The 18554-nt window shown below is 37.5% G+C and carries 17 protein-coding genes and 1 pseudogene; 12 read left to right on the forward strand and 6 right to left on the reverse strand.

What is annotated here, in order from left to right; all coding sequences use genetic code 11:
• Positions 1-266: 266 nt before the first annotated feature.
• On the forward strand, positions 267-1025 hold the full coding sequence (locus tag LDX58_RS01315; protein WP_227935056.1) for an EamA family transporter: 759 nt from the start codon (positions 267-269) through the stop codon (positions 1023-1025).
• 14 nt (positions 1026-1039) lie between these two features.
• On the opposite strand, the pseudogene LDX58_RS01320 reads toward LDX58_RS01315, so the two are convergent.
• Positions 1040-1760, reverse strand: a pseudogene (locus LDX58_RS01320) (polyphosphate kinase 2 family protein).
• Positions 1761-2013: 253 nt separating this feature from the next.
• Here LDX58_RS01320 and asnB point away from each other — a divergent pair.
• Positions 2014-3861: an asparagine synthase (glutamine-hydrolyzing) gene (asnB, locus tag LDX58_RS01325; protein WP_227935057.1), complete on the forward strand. Its 1848-nt coding sequence runs from the start codon at positions 2014-2016 to the stop codon at positions 3859-3861.
• A gap of 1089 nt (positions 3862-4950) precedes the next feature.
• Here asnB and sda read toward each other — a convergent pair.
• Positions 4951-5085 carry a sporulation histidine kinase inhibitor Sda gene (sda, locus tag LDX58_RS01330; RefSeq protein WP_227935058.1) on the reverse strand — a complete coding sequence of 45 codons (135 nt, stop codon included), beginning with the start codon at positions 5083-5085 and terminating at the stop codon, positions 4951-4953.
• A gap of 460 nt (positions 5086-5545) precedes the next feature.
• Positions 5546-6973, reverse strand: a complete 1428-nt coding sequence (locus LDX58_RS01335; RefSeq protein ID WP_227935059.1) for a sigma-54 interaction domain-containing protein — start codon at positions 6971-6973, stop codon at positions 5546-5548.
• A gap of 201 nt (positions 6974-7174) precedes the next feature.
• On the opposite strand from LDX58_RS01335, the gene LDX58_RS01340 reads away from it, so the two are divergent.
• The 4 genes from LDX58_RS01340 (at position 7175) to LDX58_RS01350 (ending at position 10200) form a co-directional block, all read left to right on the forward strand.
• Positions 7175-8509, forward strand: a complete 1335-nt coding sequence (locus tag LDX58_RS01340; protein WP_227935060.1) for an aminotransferase family protein — start codon at positions 7175-7177, stop codon at positions 8507-8509.
• A gap of 164 nt (positions 8510-8673) precedes the next feature.
• Positions 8674-8781 carry a hypothetical protein gene (locus tag LDX58_RS26325; protein WP_308017405.1) on the forward strand — a complete coding sequence of 36 codons (108 nt, stop codon included), beginning with the start codon at positions 8674-8676 and terminating at the stop codon, positions 8779-8781.
• Between the two features lie 61 nt (positions 8782-8842).
• The gene (locus tag LDX58_RS26330) at positions 8843-9019 is read left to right on the forward strand and encodes an aldehyde dehydrogenase family protein (RefSeq protein ID WP_308017407.1); all 177 of its coding nucleotides are present in this window, start codon (positions 8843-8845) and stop codon (positions 9017-9019) included.
• 47 nt (positions 9020-9066) lie between these two features.
• Positions 9067-10200 (forward strand): metallophosphoesterase, encoded by a 1134-nt coding sequence (locus tag LDX58_RS01350; protein WP_372459078.1) that lies wholly within the window; start codon positions 9067-9069, stop codon positions 10198-10200.
• Positions 10201-10240: 40 nt separating this feature from the next.
• Here LDX58_RS01350 and LDX58_RS01355 read toward each other — a convergent pair whose 3' ends face one another.
• Together LDX58_RS01355 and LDX58_RS01360 are read right to left on the reverse strand one after the other, a co-directional pair.
• Entirely contained in the window at positions 10241-11209 is a 969-nt protein-coding gene (locus LDX58_RS01355; protein WP_227935061.1) for a TIGR03943 family putative permease subunit, read from the reverse strand.
• A 19-nt stretch (positions 11210-11228) separates the two neighbouring features.
• Complete coding sequence (locus LDX58_RS01360) at positions 11229-12266, reverse strand: permease (protein WP_227935062.1); 1038 nt, start codon at positions 12264-12266, stop codon at positions 11229-11231.
• 200 nt (positions 12267-12466) lie between these two features.
• Between LDX58_RS01360 and LDX58_RS01365 the strand changes: the two genes are divergently transcribed.
• From LDX58_RS01365 to LDX58_RS01385, 5 genes are all read left to right on the forward strand, one after another.
• Positions 12467-13021 carry a DUF2179 domain-containing protein gene (locus LDX58_RS01365; RefSeq protein ID WP_227935063.1) on the forward strand — a complete coding sequence of 185 codons (555 nt, stop codon included), beginning with the start codon at positions 12467-12469 and terminating at the stop codon, positions 13019-13021.
• Positions 13022-13363: 342 nt separating this feature from the next.
• Positions 13364-14314 (forward strand): CobW family GTP-binding protein, encoded by a 951-nt coding sequence (locus LDX58_RS01370; RefSeq protein WP_227935064.1) that lies wholly within the window; start codon positions 13364-13366, stop codon positions 14312-14314.
• A gap of 65 nt (positions 14315-14379) precedes the next feature.
• Positions 14380-15018: an SDR family oxidoreductase gene (locus LDX58_RS01375; protein ID WP_227935065.1), complete on the forward strand. Its 639-nt coding sequence runs from the start codon at positions 14380-14382 to the stop codon at positions 15016-15018.
• Between the two features lie 551 nt (positions 15019-15569).
• Positions 15570-15752 (forward strand): hypothetical protein, encoded by a 183-nt coding sequence (locus LDX58_RS01380; protein ID WP_227935066.1) that lies wholly within the window; start codon positions 15570-15572, stop codon positions 15750-15752.
• Positions 15753-15761: 9 nt separating this feature from the next.
• The gene (locus LDX58_RS01385; RefSeq protein ID WP_227935067.1) at positions 15762-16694 is read left to right on the forward strand and encodes an AEC family transporter; all 933 of its coding nucleotides are present in this window, start codon (positions 15762-15764) and stop codon (positions 16692-16694) included.
• Positions 16695-16952: 258 nt separating this feature from the next.
• On the opposite strand, the gene LDX58_RS01390 is transcribed toward LDX58_RS01385, so the two are convergent.
• Positions 16953-17786 (reverse strand): undecaprenyl-diphosphate phosphatase, encoded by an 834-nt coding sequence (locus LDX58_RS01390; RefSeq protein ID WP_227935068.1) that lies wholly within the window; start codon positions 17784-17786, stop codon positions 16953-16955.
• A 185-nt stretch (positions 17787-17971) separates the two neighbouring features.
• On the opposite strand from LDX58_RS01390, the gene LDX58_RS01395 reads away from it, so the two are divergent.
• Entirely contained in the window at positions 17972-18487 is a 516-nt protein-coding gene (locus tag LDX58_RS01395) for a TlpA family protein disulfide reductase (RefSeq protein ID WP_227935069.1), read from the forward strand.
• Positions 18488-18554 lie beyond the last annotated feature (67 nt).

Raw genomic sequence — 18554 nt, forward strand, 5'->3', positions numbered from 1 at the left:
ATAGCCTAAAACTCTATATACTAATAGAGAGTGGACTTTTCTAGAGAAATCTATTTTCACCACACGTGACTTTAAAACGTGTGGCTTTTTTATTTGGAAAAAGGAGTGAATGTAAATGCAGACATGGCAATACGCGGCCCTGGTCTTTTTAGCTGGATGCTGTTTTGGTATTTTAAAAGGGTACCAACTATAAACTGTCCTCCTGTTACTTCTGCAAGTGAAAACCCTGCCTGATATGCAAGCTTGACAAAAGTAGAAAGATTGGGATGCTGGCTTTATTTTCAAAACCGAAAAAACTACCTTTAGGGCAAATCGTTCGTTTATTGGTTGCTGGAATCCCCATGGGGTTAACAGGTATTTTCTATTACCAATCTTTGCAATGGTTGGACGCCTCTTTAGCGATCATTTTCTTATTTCAATTTATATGGATTGGTTCCCTAATGGAGTGGATATGGGAAAGGAATAGGCCGTCAAAACTGAAACTATTTTCGATAACGGTATTACTGGTTGGCTCTGCTTTTGCAGCAGGAATTTCCACACAAGGAGCAAGTAACTTCTCTATTTATGGCGCAGTTTGGGCAAGTTCTGCTGCCGTTATGTTTGCTACATTCATCTATGTAAGTGGAACTGTCGGAAAAAAAGTGCCGCCGGTTCAAAGAAGTGCATGGTTCTCAGTCGGAGGACTTCTTTCTGTTTTGATTTTGTTTCCGCCAATCTTCTTGACACAGATCCCGCTACTAATTGAGCTTTCGCCTTATGTTCTGGTTCTTGGTTTTTTCGGTGTTGCATTACCACCATTGTTATTTTCAATTGGAATGCCACATGTAGGAGCTGGTCTTGGAACGATTTTGTCATCATCTGAGTTACCGGTTGCGGTCGTTCTTTCCACCCTTGTTTTAGGTGAGCCTGTTAGTTGGTCACAATGGATGGGAGTGGTGATTATTTTAGTGGGGATTGCCATTGGAAATAAAAAAAAGAAACAGATAAGCAATACGAATGTTCATACATCTAGTCTGTCCACGTAAAAAAAGGGTAGGAGTTATTTAATCTCTCCTGCCTTCTTCTCAAATTCCTCAATAATCGTTTCTAACACTTTAATTCGAGCTGATTGTTTATCATTGCTATTAATGATATGCCATTTAGCCCATATTGAATTGGTTTGCTTAATCATTACCTTGATTGCTTCTGCATATTGATCCCACTTTTCGCGATTTCTCCAATCTTCATCAGTGAGTTTCCAACTTTTTAAAGGGTTAGTTTCTCGTGCTTTGAAACGTTTCAGTTGTTCGTCTTTTGATATATCCAACCAAAATTTAATAATGATATGACCATCATCGACAAGCATTTTTTCGGTATGATTAATCTCATCATCTGCTCGCGTCCATTCGGCTACTGTTGCAAATCCTTCTACTCGCTCGACAAGAACACGCCCGTACCAAGAGCGGTCAAATATGCTAATCTCCCCTTTTTTAGGTAAGACCTTCCAAAAGCGTCTAAATATAGTGATAATTTAATTCGTGTTCATCTGGAGCTCTAATGCCATAAACAGAGTACCCTCGTGGGTCAAGTCGTTCTGTTATTCGTTTAATGGCACTACCTTTACCAGCTGCGTCCCACCCCTCAAAAATAAGAATAACGGGAATATTTTGTTCATACAATTCTCTTTGGAGACGTATTAATTGTAATTGCTTCTTTTTTAATGATTTTTTATAATGCTTTTTTGAAGTGAAATGTGGCATTTCATCATTTGACTGAAACATGACATTGCTCCTTTCAGCATGAATGTTTATTCTTTAGTTTTTACGATTGCAGAAATAATGTGTCACCTACTTAGTTTGAATAAATTGAATAGTTGATACAAATAATCACAACTGCCTAGTTACTGAATAGGATAGTTTATGGGTATAGAGCCTGCATGGGGCGATTGAGAAAGTAGAGGACTGAGTTGAGTTGATCCTATTTTATCATACTTAACTCTTGTGGAAAAATTTCCCAAAAGGGGCTGATGAATACATGTGTGGAATTACAGGGTGGATTGATTGGCGGCGAGATTTAAGAAAAGAAGAGAATCAAGTGAAAAAAATGGCAGAGACGCTTAATCATCGTGGGCCAGATGATCTAAATGTATGGACGACAACACATGCTGCTTTTGGTCATGCACGTTTAGTTGTCGTTGATCCAGAAAATGGGATTCAACCAATGAGTCGTACTTATAAAGGTAAAACGTATACGGTTGTCTATAACGGCGAGCTTTATAACACCGAGGAGATTCGAAAAGAACTTCTAGTACGTGGCCACGATTTTAAAGGTCACTCAGATACAGAAGTACTATTAAAGTCTTATATTGAATGGGGGTATCAAGCGCTTGAGAAGTTCAACGGCATTTTTGCTTTTGCGATCTGGAACGATAAAGATGAAGACCTGTTTATGGCGCGTGATCGTTTAGGTGTGAAGCCATTATTTTATACGGTTCGTAACGGCTGTTTGCTTTTTGGATCTGAGCTCAAGGCTTTATTAGCACACCGAGATATTGAACCGATTGTAAAAACAGAAGGCCTTGCTGAGATTATGGGCTTAGCTCCATCACGTACTCCAGGTCATGGAGTTTATGATGACATTCAAGAATTAAGACCTGCCCATATGTTAATTTATGATCGGAATGGGGCAAAAATTAGTCGCTATTGGACATTGAAAAGCAAAAAGCATGATCAATCAGTTGACGAAACAGCAGAGAATGTGCGCTATTTGTTAGGGGACGCTGTAGAACGTCAGCTATTTGCCGATGTTCCTGTTGGGATGTTCTTGTCTGGTGGGGTTGATTCAAGTGCGCTAACAGCATTTGCGGCTAAGGTTTATCAAAAACAAGGGAAAGGCTCAATTAAAAGCTATTCAATAGATTACGACGAAAACGATAGGTACTTTAAAGCAAATGATTTCCAACCAAACTCGGATTCGCCTTGGGTGAAAGTGGTTTCCGATGCGCTTGGCACCGAACATCATAACAAAGTCATCTCGATCGATGAACTCGCTAATCGTTTAAAAGAAGCTGTTGATGTACGCGACTTACCTGGAATGGCGGATATTGATTCATCTTTACTTTGGTTTAGTCATGAGATCAAGCAGGATGTGACGGTTGGTTTATCAGGTGAGTGTGCTGATGAAATTTTCGGAGGATATCCTTGGTTTCATAAACCAGAAATTATGAATTTTGATGGATTTCCTTGGATGCGTTCCATTGCTGAACGTGAAAACCTTTTAAATGATAAATGGAAACAAAAATTAAATTTGAAACAATATGTGTATGATCGATATAAAGAGACGATTGCGGAGACACCGCGTTTTGATGGAGACACTCCTGAAGAAGCAAGGAGAAGAGAGATCTCTTACTTAAATATTATTTGGTTTATGACCAATCTTTTAGATCGTAAGGATCGAATGAGTATGGGAGCTAGTCTTGAAGTACGTGTGCCTTTTTCAGACCATCGTCTTGTTGAATATGTATGGAATATCCCATGGGAAATGAAGCAACTAGATGGACGCGAAAAAGGAATTCTGCGAAAAGCATTGGAAGGACTTTTACCGGATGACGTTCTTTACCGAAAAAAGAGTCCTTACCCGAAAACACATCATCCTAAGTATAAGGAGGCTGTTCAAAAAGGAATGCAAGACGTTCTTGCTCAAAAGGATGCACCTATTTTTGAGTTTATCAACAAAGATGTGTTAAAGGAACTGGCAGAATCAGGTGGGCTTCCAACAGGTCAGCCGTATTTTGGTCAATTAATGGCTGGACCACAGCTACTAGCTCATTTCATTCAAATGGATTACTGGTTAACGAAGTATAATGTGACAATTAAAGAGTAGAGCGAGGAACCGACTAATTTCGTCGGTTCTTTTTCTTTGAAACATTTATTTACTCGAAATTCTTATAGAGCTTGTTCAAAAAGGACGGTTTTTCCTTTTTGAACAAGCTCGAAGCAATGAGCGAAGCCACTGCAATGTTTTAAGTCGATCCGAGTGGTTTTCTCGGATAGACGCGCAGTGAGTGAAGCCATTGCAACGCCGAATTAGGAGAGAGGATATTAAAGGTGCAAAAGGGCGGTTTTTCCTTTTTGAACAAGCTCTTGTAGACGCTTTTCACTTTATTTATGATCTTTAAACGTTCAATTTGATTTAGCGTATTCTATTTATATTTGTTGAAGGGGGCATATAAGGAGTTATTTCCGATAAGATCGTTCAAACAAATGCGAGGCTATTCCTCGTTCAGTAAAAAAATCTTATTGTTCTATGAAGTGTTAGAAGACACCATTGGTCACTATACCTAACTATTTATGATAATCTGAAACATCAAAGGTCTATTTGCATAAGGTGTAAGGAAAGCATGGGTGTGGCCGCATCCACTTTCACCCTAGGGATATGAGAAAGCGATTCAGTAAACTACTGAATCGCTTTCTTATGACTAATTTTTTGGATAATGAAGGATCAGATTTGGATTAGATGTTGTTGCGTTTTGTGATAGCGAAATGAGTTTCATAGTCGCCTCTTCTTTTATAATTACGATTTCTTTTAAATGTATAATATTTGCAAATATTTGCATGAGTCTAAAGGTAGAAATTAGAATGAATGAACGTACTGATCGTTACTGGAGCTGGTTAAGGACTTGGAGCTTCAATTGCTAAAGCATTTGCGAATCAGGAGACATTGTCATTGTTACAGATGTAAACGAGAGGAATGCAAGAGCAAGTTAAGCCATTTACGGTAGCTTGCTAGAAATTTCCAGGCCTTATTCCGATGATTATACGAGTTGGTATTTATTGTATGTTAGTTTATAGGAGTAAGTATAGATAAAAAAGGGTCATAATGGAAGGTTTTTTGTGGAAAACACGAATAAAATAATGTATTTAAGTACATTAATTCGTTTATTTAGAGTTTGTTCAGAGATGGAAAAAGATATTAAATAAATTGATCTAATAGGCCTCTTTGTACTATTTCACTTTTAAGCAAGATGATGAACTCTTCATCCAATTGTAATTCAATTGATTGTCGATAAGACTCTAAAATAATGTGATCATCTAAATGGTGAAGCATAGAAATCCTCCTTTCACTTCATGTATTTACTTTATTTTACATTGATCAGGATTATTTTATAGTAATAATGTATGAATTTTTAACAAACTTTTAGTATATATTTCCTGAAAATTATTTTTTATAGTGCTTTTTAGTTGTAGATGAGAAAGGATGATTGAAACTTTTCAATTCTCATTTTGGTTTGGAGCGATCATGTTTATTGTGTTAATCGTGACGATCTTCTTTTTGTGATCTACTAAAAAAAACGGGGAAACAGCGCCCGGTTTCCCTGATCTATTGATTTCAACTATGCTTAATTTGTTTTGTTCTACGATTAATTCCTGTATAGCTTGGCGTATCAAATTCTTGTCTTTCAGCGAATCGGTCAGAAACCGGCTGTTTTTCTCTCAATATCAGCTAGTCTGTAGCGGTATCGCTGCTCCTTCTGATATCTCACACCAACCGAGAAAAATCGCCAAACTCATACGCTGGGCTTACGGTCTTGGCTATTTTGATCAATAACTTCTTTATATTTCTTTAATTTATAGATGACAGATGGTTGACTAATCCCTAAATACTCTGCCATTTCATAGGTTGTTTTGCATTGGACGTATGCTTTTGAGATTAATTTATATTCGACTTCTTCCAATGTTTCTTTTAAAGACTTTCTTTCTACGAAGTCTTGATCGAAGCTCCACGGCTGATCAACCGTTTCCTTGATATTCTTTTGCAGATCTACAGGAAGATGTTCGGGTGAAATGACCTGCTCCTCGATCGTTAGGATAAGGCGTTCTAGAACATTTTCGATTTCACGGACATTTCCAGGCCACTTATAGTGAATCAATAGTTCATACGTAGTTGGATGTAACTTCTTGGTAGAGTTATATTTTTCATTGATTAGTTGGAGGTAATGCTGCAAGAGAATCGCGATATCATCCTTTCTTTCCCTTAAGGCAGGAATGTCAATCGGAATGACATTTAATCGGTAGTATAAGTCTAGTCTGAATGTTCCTCTATCAACCATTTGCTTTAAGTCTTGATTGGTTGCTGTAATTAAACGGAAATTGACGAGGCGTTCGTCTTTTCCGCCGACCCGCATCAATTTTTTCTCCTGAATCACCTTCAATAATTTCACTTGAATCGCCAGGGGCAATTCTCCAATTTCATCTAAGAATAAGGTTCCGTGATTGGCTTGTTCAACTAACCCTTGTTTCCCTTGTTTTTGGGCTCCAGTAAATGAGCCTCGCTCATAGCCGAACATTTCTGATTCAAATAACGTTTCAGGGATCGTGCTGCAGTTCACTTCAATAAAAGGTTCTTTATGGCGGTCACTTTGATCGTGAATAAAACGAGCAAGTGTACTTTTACCGACGCCTGATTCACCTAGAAATAAAATCGTTGCATCCGTTTTAGCTACGCGCTGAATCGTTTTAAATAGTTGCTGCATTTTGGAGCTTCGAAATAAAATTCGATGACTTGCTTCTTTTTCACGAAGTTCCTCTACTTCCGTTTGGAACCCTGCTATTTTCGTTTGTAATTGTTTGTACTGTACTTGTAGCTGGACAATCTCTGTTTGATCTTGGCTGTAACTGATCGCTCTAATTAATTGTCCTTCTTTATTAAAGACGGGGTACCCAGTTGACATCACAACTTGCCCTGTTTTCGTATGCTGCAAAATTTGAATGAATGACTTCTCTTTTAATACAAGCGCATTAACAGAAGGGGAGAGAACCCCTTCGTCTTCTAAATCGTATACGGACTTTCCTATATATGAATCAGCGTTTAACCCGTACATCGTCCAATGATTGGGGTTTGATCGTAAAATAATGCCATGCTCGTCTGTGATCGTAATGTTGTTATTGGACGTTTCAATGATTTTATTTAATTCCAGTTGTAACTCTTCTTCCACTGCAAAGCGCCCCTTTCATCAGTAGTTGATTTAAATATGAATCAACTTGACAAGATAATCAATAATTAAATCAAATTCAATCGTTTTTAATTAAAAACTTGATCAAAATGAGTGATTGGTCTGTAATACCGGCTTGAAAAAGTTGGCATCCTTCTTGCAATAGTTAAAGTATAAATACCTTATGGAAAGGGAGTCATCATTATGAATAATTATATCCACGAATTAGAGGAATTAGATAAAAAGCACTTTCTACACCCAACGTCATCGATTCAACAACAGCAACAACATGGTCCTAGCTTTATTTTTACGAAAGGTGAAGGAGTCATGCTAGAGGATATTAAAGGAAATAAAGTGATTGATGGAATGTCGTCTTTATGGAATGTCAATATTGGTCATGGGAGAGCAGTGATGGGAAAAGTAGCGATGGAACAAATGTCGAAATTAGCTTTTAGTTCTTGTTTTGCGACATTTAGTAATGAACCAGCTATCAGGTTGGCGGCTAAACTAGCTGAGATTGCACCGGGGAATTTATCAGCAACGTTCTTCACTTCAGGGGGGTCCGAATCCAATGATACGGCTTATAAGCTTGCGAGACATTATTGGATTTTAAAAGGATTGCCGAATAAGCAAAAAATTATTACGAGAACAAAGTCATACCACGGGGTGGCGATGGGAGCAACAAGTGCAACGGGATTAAAGCCTTTTCGTGACTTTACGAACTCAATAGCACCAGATTTTCATTATGTCGAAAATACATCATCGGCAGCTCTTCGCCAAATGATAGAAACAGAAGGACCTGATACGATTGCAGCCTTTGTTGCGGAACCAGTCCAAGGAGCTGGTGGTGTGCATATCGCACCGGAAAATTATTTTAAGGAAGTCAGAGATATTTGTGACGAGTATGACATTTTATTGATCACAGATGAAGTCATTACGGGTTTTGGGAGAACGGGTATGTATTTTGGGATTGAACATTACAATGTCGTTCCTGATATGATGTGCTTTGCCAAAGGCGTTACAAGTGGCTATGCTCAGCTAGGCGGAGTGATGATTTCGGATCGTATTCATGAAGACATTGCCGAACATTCAACAGGTACTTTGCTACATGGTTATACGTATAGTGGTCATCCAATGGCTTGTAGCGTCGCGCTAAAAAATTTAGAAATTATCGAAAGTGAAAAGTTAATCGATCAAGCGAAACAAATGGGTGCATATATGTTAGCTGGCATTAAGTCATTGCAAAAAAGCCAAAAGATTGTTGGTGAAGTAAGAGCTCTTGGCTTAATGGGAGCGATTGAATTGGTGAAAGACCAACAAACAAATGAGCGCTTCCAGGTACCGGTCGCACCACTAGTCGTTACAGAATCTGCTAAGCGTGGGCTCGTAATTCGCTCGGTCGTTTTTGATGGTCAGGATACGCTCGTCATAGCCCCGCCATTAGTCATTAATAAAGAAAAAATTGATCAAATGATCGCGATTTTAGCAGACACGATGTCAACAATCGAAACGACTAATAAAAGGAGGAACGACGGATGAAAAAAAAGTTATTGATTAACGGCGAGTGGGTATAAGCCAAAAAAACGACAGCTCTTTTTGCCCCATATAGCGGGGAAGAAATGGCTCAGGTTGGAGCTGCTGATAAGGAAGAGGTTGAATGAGCGTTAGAAGCAGCTGAGCACGCAAAAGTTGCGTTGGCAAAAATGCCGAGTCACGAACGTTCGTCCATTTTAGAACATGTTGCAAGATTACTAGCAGAGAAAGCAGATGAAGCGGCTGAAATCATCGCAACAGAGACCGCTAAACGCTAAGGGAGAAGTTCAACGAACGGTTCAAACAAACGCATTCATGAGGAAAGGAGGCGAAAGAAGAGTGGCTTATACGGTCCATGAACCGATTGGGGTCATTGGAGCGATTACGCCGTTTAATTTTCCCATGAATTTAGTAGCACATAAAGTAGGCCCAGCGCTTGCAGCAGGGAATACGGTTATATGCGCTGGGGGTTCTCAGCGCTTTTTGCTATTTCTAAGCAGGGTTTTATTTAAATGAATGTTGCTATGATATAGTAAACTCACAAACTAATTAAGGGAGATGCCATAGTGAACGTTCGTTTTATTTTATCTAGCTTAGTGTTTATATTCGTTTACAACGGCATGTTAATTTATATTGGATGGAATGGATGGATTTGGCTGCAGTTTCTATTAATTGATTTAGTCGAAATCAACCTATTTGTATATTCTTTGATGATCATCATGCTTGGGTATGCTTATATTCTGGCCCGTTTTATTAAGGGACTTCCTTTTTTGAAAATAATAGGTGCTTGTTGGTTTGCTGTTATTCAATATGCATTGCTTTTCTTGCCGTTAGCAAATATAGCTGTTTTATTAACGGCATTTTTAGGAGTGGACAGAGGAACTTCTGTAATAGTTACAGGATGGGCCGTCGTTACCGGATTTATCTTCATCTTTTCTTATGGAATATATAACGCTTATAGTCCCGTTATTAGGTCTTATCAAATTACGATTCCTAAAAAAGGAACTAATCAGTCGACGCTGAAAATAGCGGTTGCTTCAGATATGCATTTCGGTACGCTATCTGGCAAAGCTCATCTCAATCGTCTTGTTGCACTTATTCATGGTTTAAAACCAGACCTTATATTATTGCCTGGTGATATTATTGATGATGACCCAAAGCCGTTTGTTCAAAAAGGAATGGATCAAGTAATGAAGGAATTGACAGCTCCAATGGGGGTATATGGCGTATTAGGTAATCATGAATACTATGGAGGTCAAATCCCTCAATTCATCAAACTAATGAACGATATCGATATCAAAATTTTACAGGATGAGATTATTGAATTAAAAGGTCAATGTTATTTGGTTGGTCGCAAAGATAAAACAGATAAAAAAAGAAAATCGATTAAACAATTAGTAAAGGAACTTAACCATGACTTACCGATTATAATGATGGACCATCAACCTTTTCAATTAGATGATGCCATGAAAAATAAAGTAGATGTTATTGTGTCTGGGCACACTCATCGAGGTCAGATGGCGCCAAATCACCTCATTACAAAACGAATGTATGAGCTGGACTGGGGATATAAGAAGAAAGAGCAATTACACGCCTTTGTTTCTTCTGGCTTTGGTTTTTGGGGACCTCCAATCCGTTTAGGTAGCCGTTCGGAAATTGTCGTTATTGATCTTGTCTTTAAAAAAGACTCGGTATAATTAAAAAACAGACCAAGCATACTTGCTTGGTCTGTTCACATTAAAAGCTAAAACGAGGATAAACATATGGGCTTTTAGGTTGTTCGACCACTTCAATTTCCTTAAGCTTAATGAGTGGAATTTGAAAATCATGATAGTCTGTTTTATCTAAAACACCCGTTACTCTTACCCACGTGTCATTCTCGTATTGGTCAGCATCATCAGTTGATATCATTGTCCCATAAACAGAGGAATCAGCGACACAGCATGTCATTCCAAAACGAGCAACAACAAGTTGATCATCAGCAAGTTCCGGTTCTCGGTAGACAAAACCAACGATCTCAATCGTCTTTCCGATAAAACGGTCAATGTGCAAATCAAGAACGGTCATCATATCTAAATAGTTTTCTTCTGTTACAACTATAAGATCTTCAGCAAGGATTTCTTCGGTTAGATCATCATAATATTGATTGTATCCTTCTTCAGTATAGTACTCCTCAACCGTTATATTCTCACTGTCTGTATCTTCAGGGGTTGAGCCAGTCTCTAGTTCGTCGAAATAACCATCTGGGTCATTAAGAAAGGCTTCAGCTCGTGATGTAGAAGAGTTTTCATTGGGTGACTCTGTATTTGTTTGATCAGCAAGAATACCTGATCCAAACTGAATCCCACGATTGGCTGCGACTGAGCTATCTAACAATTTATCAGGTAACACAAAACCAAGAACGATAGGGGTAATGAATATAGAGTAGATAAGTAATTTTGTTACAGGTGAACCAGATATATTATGATCGGTCCCACAGTCACAAAGCTGTTCTTCCTCTTGTCCCTTGGCGGTGCTGCGAATGATTTGAATAACCCCAAGCAATAAGAAAGTGCCTGTTGCGAAATAAATGAATGGCATCATCTTTGGTGCAATGTAATACGTAATGTTTCCAGTGATAATAAAAGCAAGCATGAGCAAGGCAAAGCCAATCAGGATAATTCCTCGAATATAAGCATGGAAGCCTAAATCAGTTTTTTTTTCCACTTCACAGCTCTCCTTTTCATTAAATAATCGTTAATAACTGCAACAAGACAACAGCGAAAAAAACAATTGCGGTAACGACTCCGATAAAGATCAAAACAAATCTAGCTTTAAAGAAAGCAAACAACATAATCGTATTTTTTAAGTCAATCATTGGACCATAAACTAAGAATGCAATTAAGGAACCTGTTGTAAAGGTATTACTAAAGGATGCGGCAACAAAAGCGTCTGCTTCTGAACAAAGAGAAAGCAAGAAAGCAAAAGCCATCATCACAGCGGTGGAACTCCACTCGTTGCTACCAATCGCTTGCAATAAACTTCGATCAAGGAAGGTTTGGAAAAGGGCAGCAATAAAAGCACCCAAAATTAAAAATTTCCCCATTAAGAAGAATTCATCTGCAGCGTGATAGAGGGTTTGTTTTAATCGATTCATTTTTCTAGGCTGAGCATTTGTCTCTAGTACAACTTGGCGCCCAACTAGCTCTTCTTTAGTCCACTTCAATTGATCACGGTTTTTAAAAACAAGATATAAAATTCCTCCGATCAGAATCGAGAGAATAAAGGCAAGTCCCATTCTTGCATATAACACGGTTAAATCATTTCTAAAAGCAAAAAAGGTCGAGATCGCCACAACAGGGTTTAAGATCGGAGCCGCAACGAGAAAGACAACCCCGACATGTAGTGGCATTCCTTTTTTTATAAGACGGCGGACAATCGGAACAATTGCACATTCACAGATGGGAAAAATTGCACCTAAAACCGCAGCTGGTACAAGAGCGGCGTAAGCATTTTTTGGTAGAAAACGATGAATAAATTCTTCTTTCACGTAAATTTGTATTAGTGCAGAAACAAATACTCCTAATAGAATGAAAGGAACAGCTTCAATCACAATTCCAAGAAAAATGGTGTTTACATTTAACCATGAGTCGGGAACGGTAAAACCAGCTCGTTCGTTTTTAAAAGATTCTATATTAAAAAACATTACTAAGAAAAGCACTAACAATATAAAACCTAAAAAATCTTTTCCAAAAGACAGGAAAAATTGTTTGAATTTTACCATTATCTGCTCCTTATCGCTATCAAAATAGTTCTTCCGTTATTTTATCATAGATTAAGTGTGGCAAGTGTGGAAAATCATTATGTAAAAGAATTGAAAACTTTGGCAGAATTACAAAAATCCTTTTGAAAAATAGGCTAGCTTCAAAGCTTTTTTCCTGTTACACTACGATAGTTATTATAGATTGAAAGTTGGTGTTGAATATGCTTCAAGCTTTAATTATCTTTCTCGCTCAACTGATTTATGTACCTGTCCTAACGCTTCGTACGATTACGATGGTGAAAGGGATGAAAGGAAAGGCTTCAGCACTAGGAACTCTTGAAGGTGTCATTTATGTTGTTGCGATTGCAATTGTTTTCAGTGATTTATCGAACTATTTAAACATGGCGGCCTATGCAATTGGATTTGGTGTAGGTTTATATATTGGTCAAATAATTGAGCAAAAACTGGCAATTGGTTATGTAACCATTGAAGTAAATATAATGAATAAGAATGAGCTATTAACTGAGAGACTACGCGAAGTAGGTTTTAGTGTATCAACGGCCGAAGTTGAAGGGATGAACGAGGTAAGACGTTTTCGCTTAGATTGTACGGCAAGGCGAGACCGTGAGCAAGAGTTTATTAAAATCGTCTGCGATTATGAACCTAATGCATTCATTGTTTCCTACGAACCACGTAATTTTAAAGGTGGATATATTACTAAAGCCATGAAAAAACGTAAAGAGAAGTTCTTAAAAAACAAGAAACAAGTCTCGTAATATGACGTGAGTCGCTTTTCGAGCATTAAAATGGTATATTTGTTGAGTTACGCGATTGCGTTTTAAAAAAGTAAAAGCACATCAATCCTCATATTGATGTGCTTTTACTTTTAATTATTTTTGATTATATAGACCTGAGCGCTAACTAAGTTACTGGAGATTGACTTAAGATCTGCGCTCATAGTTAATTGCATGCTTATCATTGTACAAAGTAAATCAAGATAGGTAAAGGAATATATAGTAACGACAGTTGATAATCTATGGCGTTAATAAATAAGAACGATTCCTATTTGTAATTAAACTAATAGTTATGCTATTTTTAACAGTAAGGGGGGAGTAGCGTTGAATAACAAAATACCAGTGTATATCCTTACGGGTTTTCTCGGAAGTGGAAAAACAACCATTTTAAAAAAGATGCTTAATCATGAAAAAAAGGTAGGCAAAAACCCAGCTTTAATTTTAAATGAACTTGGTTCGGAGAATGTAGAGAAAGAATTGTTTGAAAATGAATCGATGATCGAAATGCTGAACGGTTGTATTTGTTGTACAATTCAAGAGGATTTGAAAACGGAACTCGCTCAATTATTACGTACTAGACAAGATTTGAACGTTCTATTAATAGAAGGAACGGGAATCGCAAATCCGGGAGACATTGTGGAAGCCCTTACTCATCCAGATTTAATTGATCTAGTAGAAATTCAATCTGTCATTGGCCTAGTAGATGCTAGTAGATATTTAGAATATCAAAGTTTGTTTCAAAGTTCTAAAGAAATCAGAGTCATGTTGAAGCAACAAATAGCATCGAGTACGCTGATTATTGTAAACAAAATAGATTTACTAGATGACAAAAAGTTGAATAAGGTAATAGCAAAGATTGAAGATATAAAATTGAAAGATGCTCCCATGGTTTTCACCACCTTTGGAGATGTAACAACAGAGGTAGTGTTCGCTAAACGATTCTTAACGGAAGCTCTAGACATAAAGGATAAAAAGCATCACCACGATCATCATTCTCATCCATTTCAAGCAGTAAAAATTTCAGGATTTGAAGCCGTTTCAAAAGGAAAATTTAAAAATTGGCTAAACGATCAGTCTCATTCCCTGATAAGAGCAAAAGGATATATTTGTTTTCAAAAGGATGATACTCTTTTCTCCTTTCAATATGCATCGGGTCAATTACATGTAACTCCAATTGAATCGAACAAGGAAACTTGCATGATTTTGATTGGAACCGATTTAGATCAAAAGACTCTTATTTCATCATTTGATCAATTTGTCAGGCAGATTCATTGAATCCATTGAGAAATTGTTCCACAATAAAGAGGTAGGGAAGAAAGTTTAATTGAAGGAGTGATTTTGTGAAGGTACTTGTTATTGGTGCAAATGGGCAAGTGGCGAGACATACACTGACAAAATTAAAGGATGAGAGACATCAAGTTGTGGCGATGATTCGAGATTCTGCACAAGCTAAAGAATTAAAAGATATAGGAGCAGATGAGACGGTTGTAGCTGATTTAGAAGCAAACTTTGATCATGCTTTCAAAGGAGTGGATGTCGTCATTTTTGCTGCTGGTTCTGGAGGTCACACAGGTGCAGAGAAGACAATTCTCATTGACCTCTGGGGTGCTATGAAAGCAGTAGATGCAGCTGAGAGGCTTGGGGTAAAGAGGTTTATCATGCTTAGTTCAATGGGGACCGCTGATCCAGACAAGAGTGAGCGCATCAGGCATTATCTCGTCGCAAAGAAATTGGCTGATGACCATTTAAAAAGATCTTCACTTACCTATACAATTGTTCGTCCTGGTAGTTTGACAAATGAAACAGCACAAAAATTCGTTAAATTAGAAGAAGAAATACAAGTACGTGACGCTTCAATTTCGAGGGAAGATGTAGCGATCGTGCTCGCTAAAGTAGTGAATCTAGAAAATACATTTGGAAAAACCTTTGAAATATTAAATGGCAAAGCCCCTATTGAGGAAGCTTTGGGCCAACTATAAGATTTAAGGTTACGAAGGTTATGCTTGCGTAACCTTTTTTTTTACCATGCATACACTAAACCGTCGTCATTTGAGATCTAGACAATAAATAGCTTCGATCGAACAATAAATCAAGCCTGGATGACAGAAAACCTTGGCAATTGGATAGCCAATGGCTTCAGTCGAGCAAGGATTAAAAACAAATATGAATTGAAAAAATCTGAATATTAATTTTTTAGAACTTGCTTACCTATATAGGTGGTTTTAACAACGGTATAATTTGGAGAAAAGAAGGGTGATGAATGGAAAAAGAAAACTTTAAATGTTCGACCTTGTTAATACGTTTTCAACCGTCCGATTTGACCCAAATACAGGCTTCGGGGGAACGGATGATAAATTAATTTGAGTAGATGATCACATAGAACCGATTATTGAATAAGAAAGATTATACAATCTACATCAATTATATTTTAATAAGCCTGAGAAAAAGGAAATATTCCTGAAGTGAAAGATGATATTAAAGCGAAGATCATTTCTCATTTAACCACACTAAATTACTTGTCCCTGAACCTGTGAGTAAAGACGAAGTATTAGAAGCGATTCAATCCTTTCATTTAATTGAGAGTTTTGATGAACGGGTTTTAGAAGCTAGTTTTAATGATCAAAAAAAGTGTTGGATTTTATCGAGCAATAGCCGACCAAGTTCAAAAGTAGACTTTGGTCAAGAAAATGAGAAATCAGCCTCTTGTAGTTAGGGGAATGTGATGAATGCTATTCTTAGCCTGATACAAGAAATGCTTATTCTATTAGTGATCGCTTTAATTGGGTTTGTTATGAGAAGAAGAAAGATTCTGCCAAAAGAAACCGACTTTGTTCTTACCCAAGTGATTCTTTATATTACTTTGCCGTGCCTTATTATTTACTCCATGGATGTTACGTTTTCTATGTCATTATTAGTTGACATATCTTGGTTATTAGGGCTTTCTACTTTCGCCTTATTAGGTGCAACTTTAATAGGATATTGGATGAGGAAAAACGCAAAGTTACAGACCGAGCGTAAAGGAGTATATGAGGCAGCAATTATTTTTGGTAATCAAGGATTTATGGGATTTGCCATTGCCTTTCTTCTTTTTGGTGAGATTGGCGTGTTGTATACAGCATTTTTTATGATTTTTTTTCTGTTCTATGTATGGACTTATGTCATTTATGTGGTGGCACGAGTCGAGCAGAACATGACATGGAAACAGCTCGTTTTAAATCCTGGGGTTCTAGCAACATCGGTTGGTTTTATCGTAATGGTTCTTCCCTTTAATTGGCCACCTCTCTTAATGAGTGTTCTAGTGGACGTAGGACCGATGACCTTACCATTATCTATGATATTAATTGGAAGTTTACTAGCAGCTATTCATTTCAATGAATTTATGCAACTTATGAAAAATAGATATGTCTGGTATGCTACGGGTGCTAAATTGCTCTTAATTCCTTTGCTATTAGCTCCATTTCTATGGCTACCTGTTTCTACAAATGTTATTGGAGCGCTATTAGTTACTGCAACTCCATCAGCTCCAACTGTTTCAATGTTTGCGCAAAAATACGGAGGAGATGTTACATTTTCATCCGTTATTGTAGCGACAACGACGATTTTATGTGTGGTTACGGTACCGCTTCTATATGGATTTATTCTTTTTGTGAGATGAATTTGACGGAGAAGCGAATAAAATATAAAAACAAGAGCCTGATCAATTGATTCTGGCTCTTGTTTTTATACAGCATTTAAATGTTGACCCTTCTTCAAAGACGAATAAAATATAAAACTTGAGTAAATACAGGTTGGGTTTCAATGAAGCATGAAAGCCAACTCGAAAAGAGCAATGGCTCCACACGTTGCGCATTGAGCGACAAGAAACTTACAAGCAGTGGCTCCGCTTATTGCTTCTAAGAAAAGACGGCTAGCATTATAATTCAATAATCATGCTGTTGTCTAAGAAGAAATAAACAAAAATGGCTGCAGCAAAGCAGTAGATAGCGAAGTAAACAAGTTTACTTTTCTTAAGAAAATCAATTAACCAAACAATCCCTAGCCACGAAAAAAGGAAGGTTACGATAAACGAAACGACTAAAGCAATAACTCCGACCTCCGCGACCATAGCTCCGTCTGTAAAATCACCAACAGCTAATACACTAGAACCTAGAATAATAGGTATAGATAGCAAGAAAGAATAACGAACAGCCGTATCGCGACTTAATCCAACAAATAAAGCTGTAACAAGTGTTGCGCCTGATCTAGAGATCCCAGGAATTACGGCTAAAGTTTGACCAAGCCCAACGACAATTGAATCACGGAATGTCATGTTTCTTTCTGTTCGATTTCCATACCGTACAAAACGTTCAATAATAATAAGGAATAGACCAGTTACAGCTAAGGCAATAGCGATAAAAGGCGGTGTTTTAAGAGAGGGACCAATGAAGTCCTCTAAGGTCAGGCCTAGTACTCCAGTGATACCAGTTGCGACAATGATATATAATCCAAAGAAGAATTGCGTACGATTGTAGGTTGAACGATTGGCAAAGTAACCGAAAAAACCTTGTATCACTTCTATTAAATCTTGTCTAAAATAAATAACAACCGCTAAAATGGACGCGAAGTGAAGATAAATTTCAAAACCAAATCCAGGAAATGAATAGCCTAGGAGGATTTGCGTAATAACAATGTGCGCGGTACTTGAGATCGGTAAAAACTCAGTGATACCTTGTACAATTCCAAAGATAATAGCTTCAATAACTGACATATGTTAAATCCGTCCTTTCATAAATAGGGTAGTGTTACTGACTTGAAAAAAACACTACCTGAATGATTCTATCAAAATAATCTTTTTTCGAAAAGCTAGAATTGTTCATTATTAAACACCAATCCTTGCCTTTTAAAGAAATACCTCACTATAATAAACTCTAGGACTAGAAAATGGAGGTCAATATGAAACGAAATGCAACAATTATAGTACTAAGTGCAGCTGCTATACTTTTAATAGCGATTATTTTTTTCCAAGACCGTCAAGAAGTTGGAAGTGAGCCTGGTATGATGGCTGAAAACTTCACTTTACCGATGCATAATCAGGAAACTGGAGAACTTAATGATTACATAGGTGATGTCATCATTCTAAATACGTGGGCCTCTTGGTGTGAGCCGTGTCGTGATGAGATGCCTGATCTCATGCGATTGCAAGAAGATTATGAGACTGAAGGATTAACTATCCTAACTGTTAATATGCAAAAATTAGAACGAACGCTAACAGATGCGCCTCTTTTTATTGACGAGCTAAACATAAATCTTCCGGTATTTTTTGACGAAAATGGAACCGTGTATGAGCGCTACAATATAATCGGGTTGCCCACTACCTATATTATAGCAAGAGATGGAACGATCGAGCATCTCATAAGAGGAGAAGTCGATTACGAAGGTCTAGAATCCTTAATCGAACCTTTACTTTAAGAGGTTGATCAAAAAGGTAAGGTTTTCACCTTTTTGATCAACCTCGAAGCATTGAGCGAAGCCGCTG

The organism is Alkalihalobacillus deserti (assembly GCF_020734105.1).
Taxonomy (GTDB): Bacteria; Bacillota; Bacilli; order Bacillales; family Bacillaceae_D; genus Halalkalibacter; species Halalkalibacter deserti.

Coding starts and splice junctions, on each gene's coding strand:
- LDX58_RS01340 (WP_227935060.1), top strand. CDS start 7,175: ATGAATAATTATATCCACGAATTAGAGGAATTAGATAAAAAGCACTTT.
- sda (WP_227935058.1), bottom strand. CDS start 5,085: ATGCTTCACCATTTAGATGATCACATTATTTTAGAGTCTTATCGACAA.
- LDX58_RS01360 (WP_227935062.1), bottom strand. CDS start 12,266: ATGGTAAAATTCAAACAATTTTTCCTGTCTTTTGGAAAAGATTTTTTA.
- LDX58_RS01395 (WP_227935069.1), top strand. CDS start 17,972: ATGAAACGAAATGCAACAATTATAGTACTAAGTGCAGCTGCTATACTT.
- LDX58_RS01315 (WP_227935056.1), top strand. CDS start 267: ATGCTGGCTTTATTTTCAAAACCGAAAAAACTACCTTTAGGGCAAATC.
- LDX58_RS26325 (WP_308017405.1), top strand. CDS start 8,674: ATGCCGAGTCACGAACGTTCGTCCATTTTAGAACATGTTGCAAGATTA.
- LDX58_RS01365 (WP_227935063.1), top strand. CDS start 12,467: ATGCTTCAAGCTTTAATTATCTTTCTCGCTCAACTGATTTATGTACCT.
- LDX58_RS01390 (WP_227935068.1), bottom strand. CDS start 17,786: ATGTCAGTTATTGAAGCTATTATCTTTGGAATTGTACAAGGTATCACT.
- LDX58_RS01385 (WP_227935067.1), top strand. CDS start 15,762: ATGAATGCTATTCTTAGCCTGATACAAGAAATGCTTATTCTATTAGTG.
- asnB (WP_227935057.1), top strand. CDS start 2,014: ATGTGTGGAATTACAGGGTGGATTGATTGGCGGCGAGATTTAAGAAAA.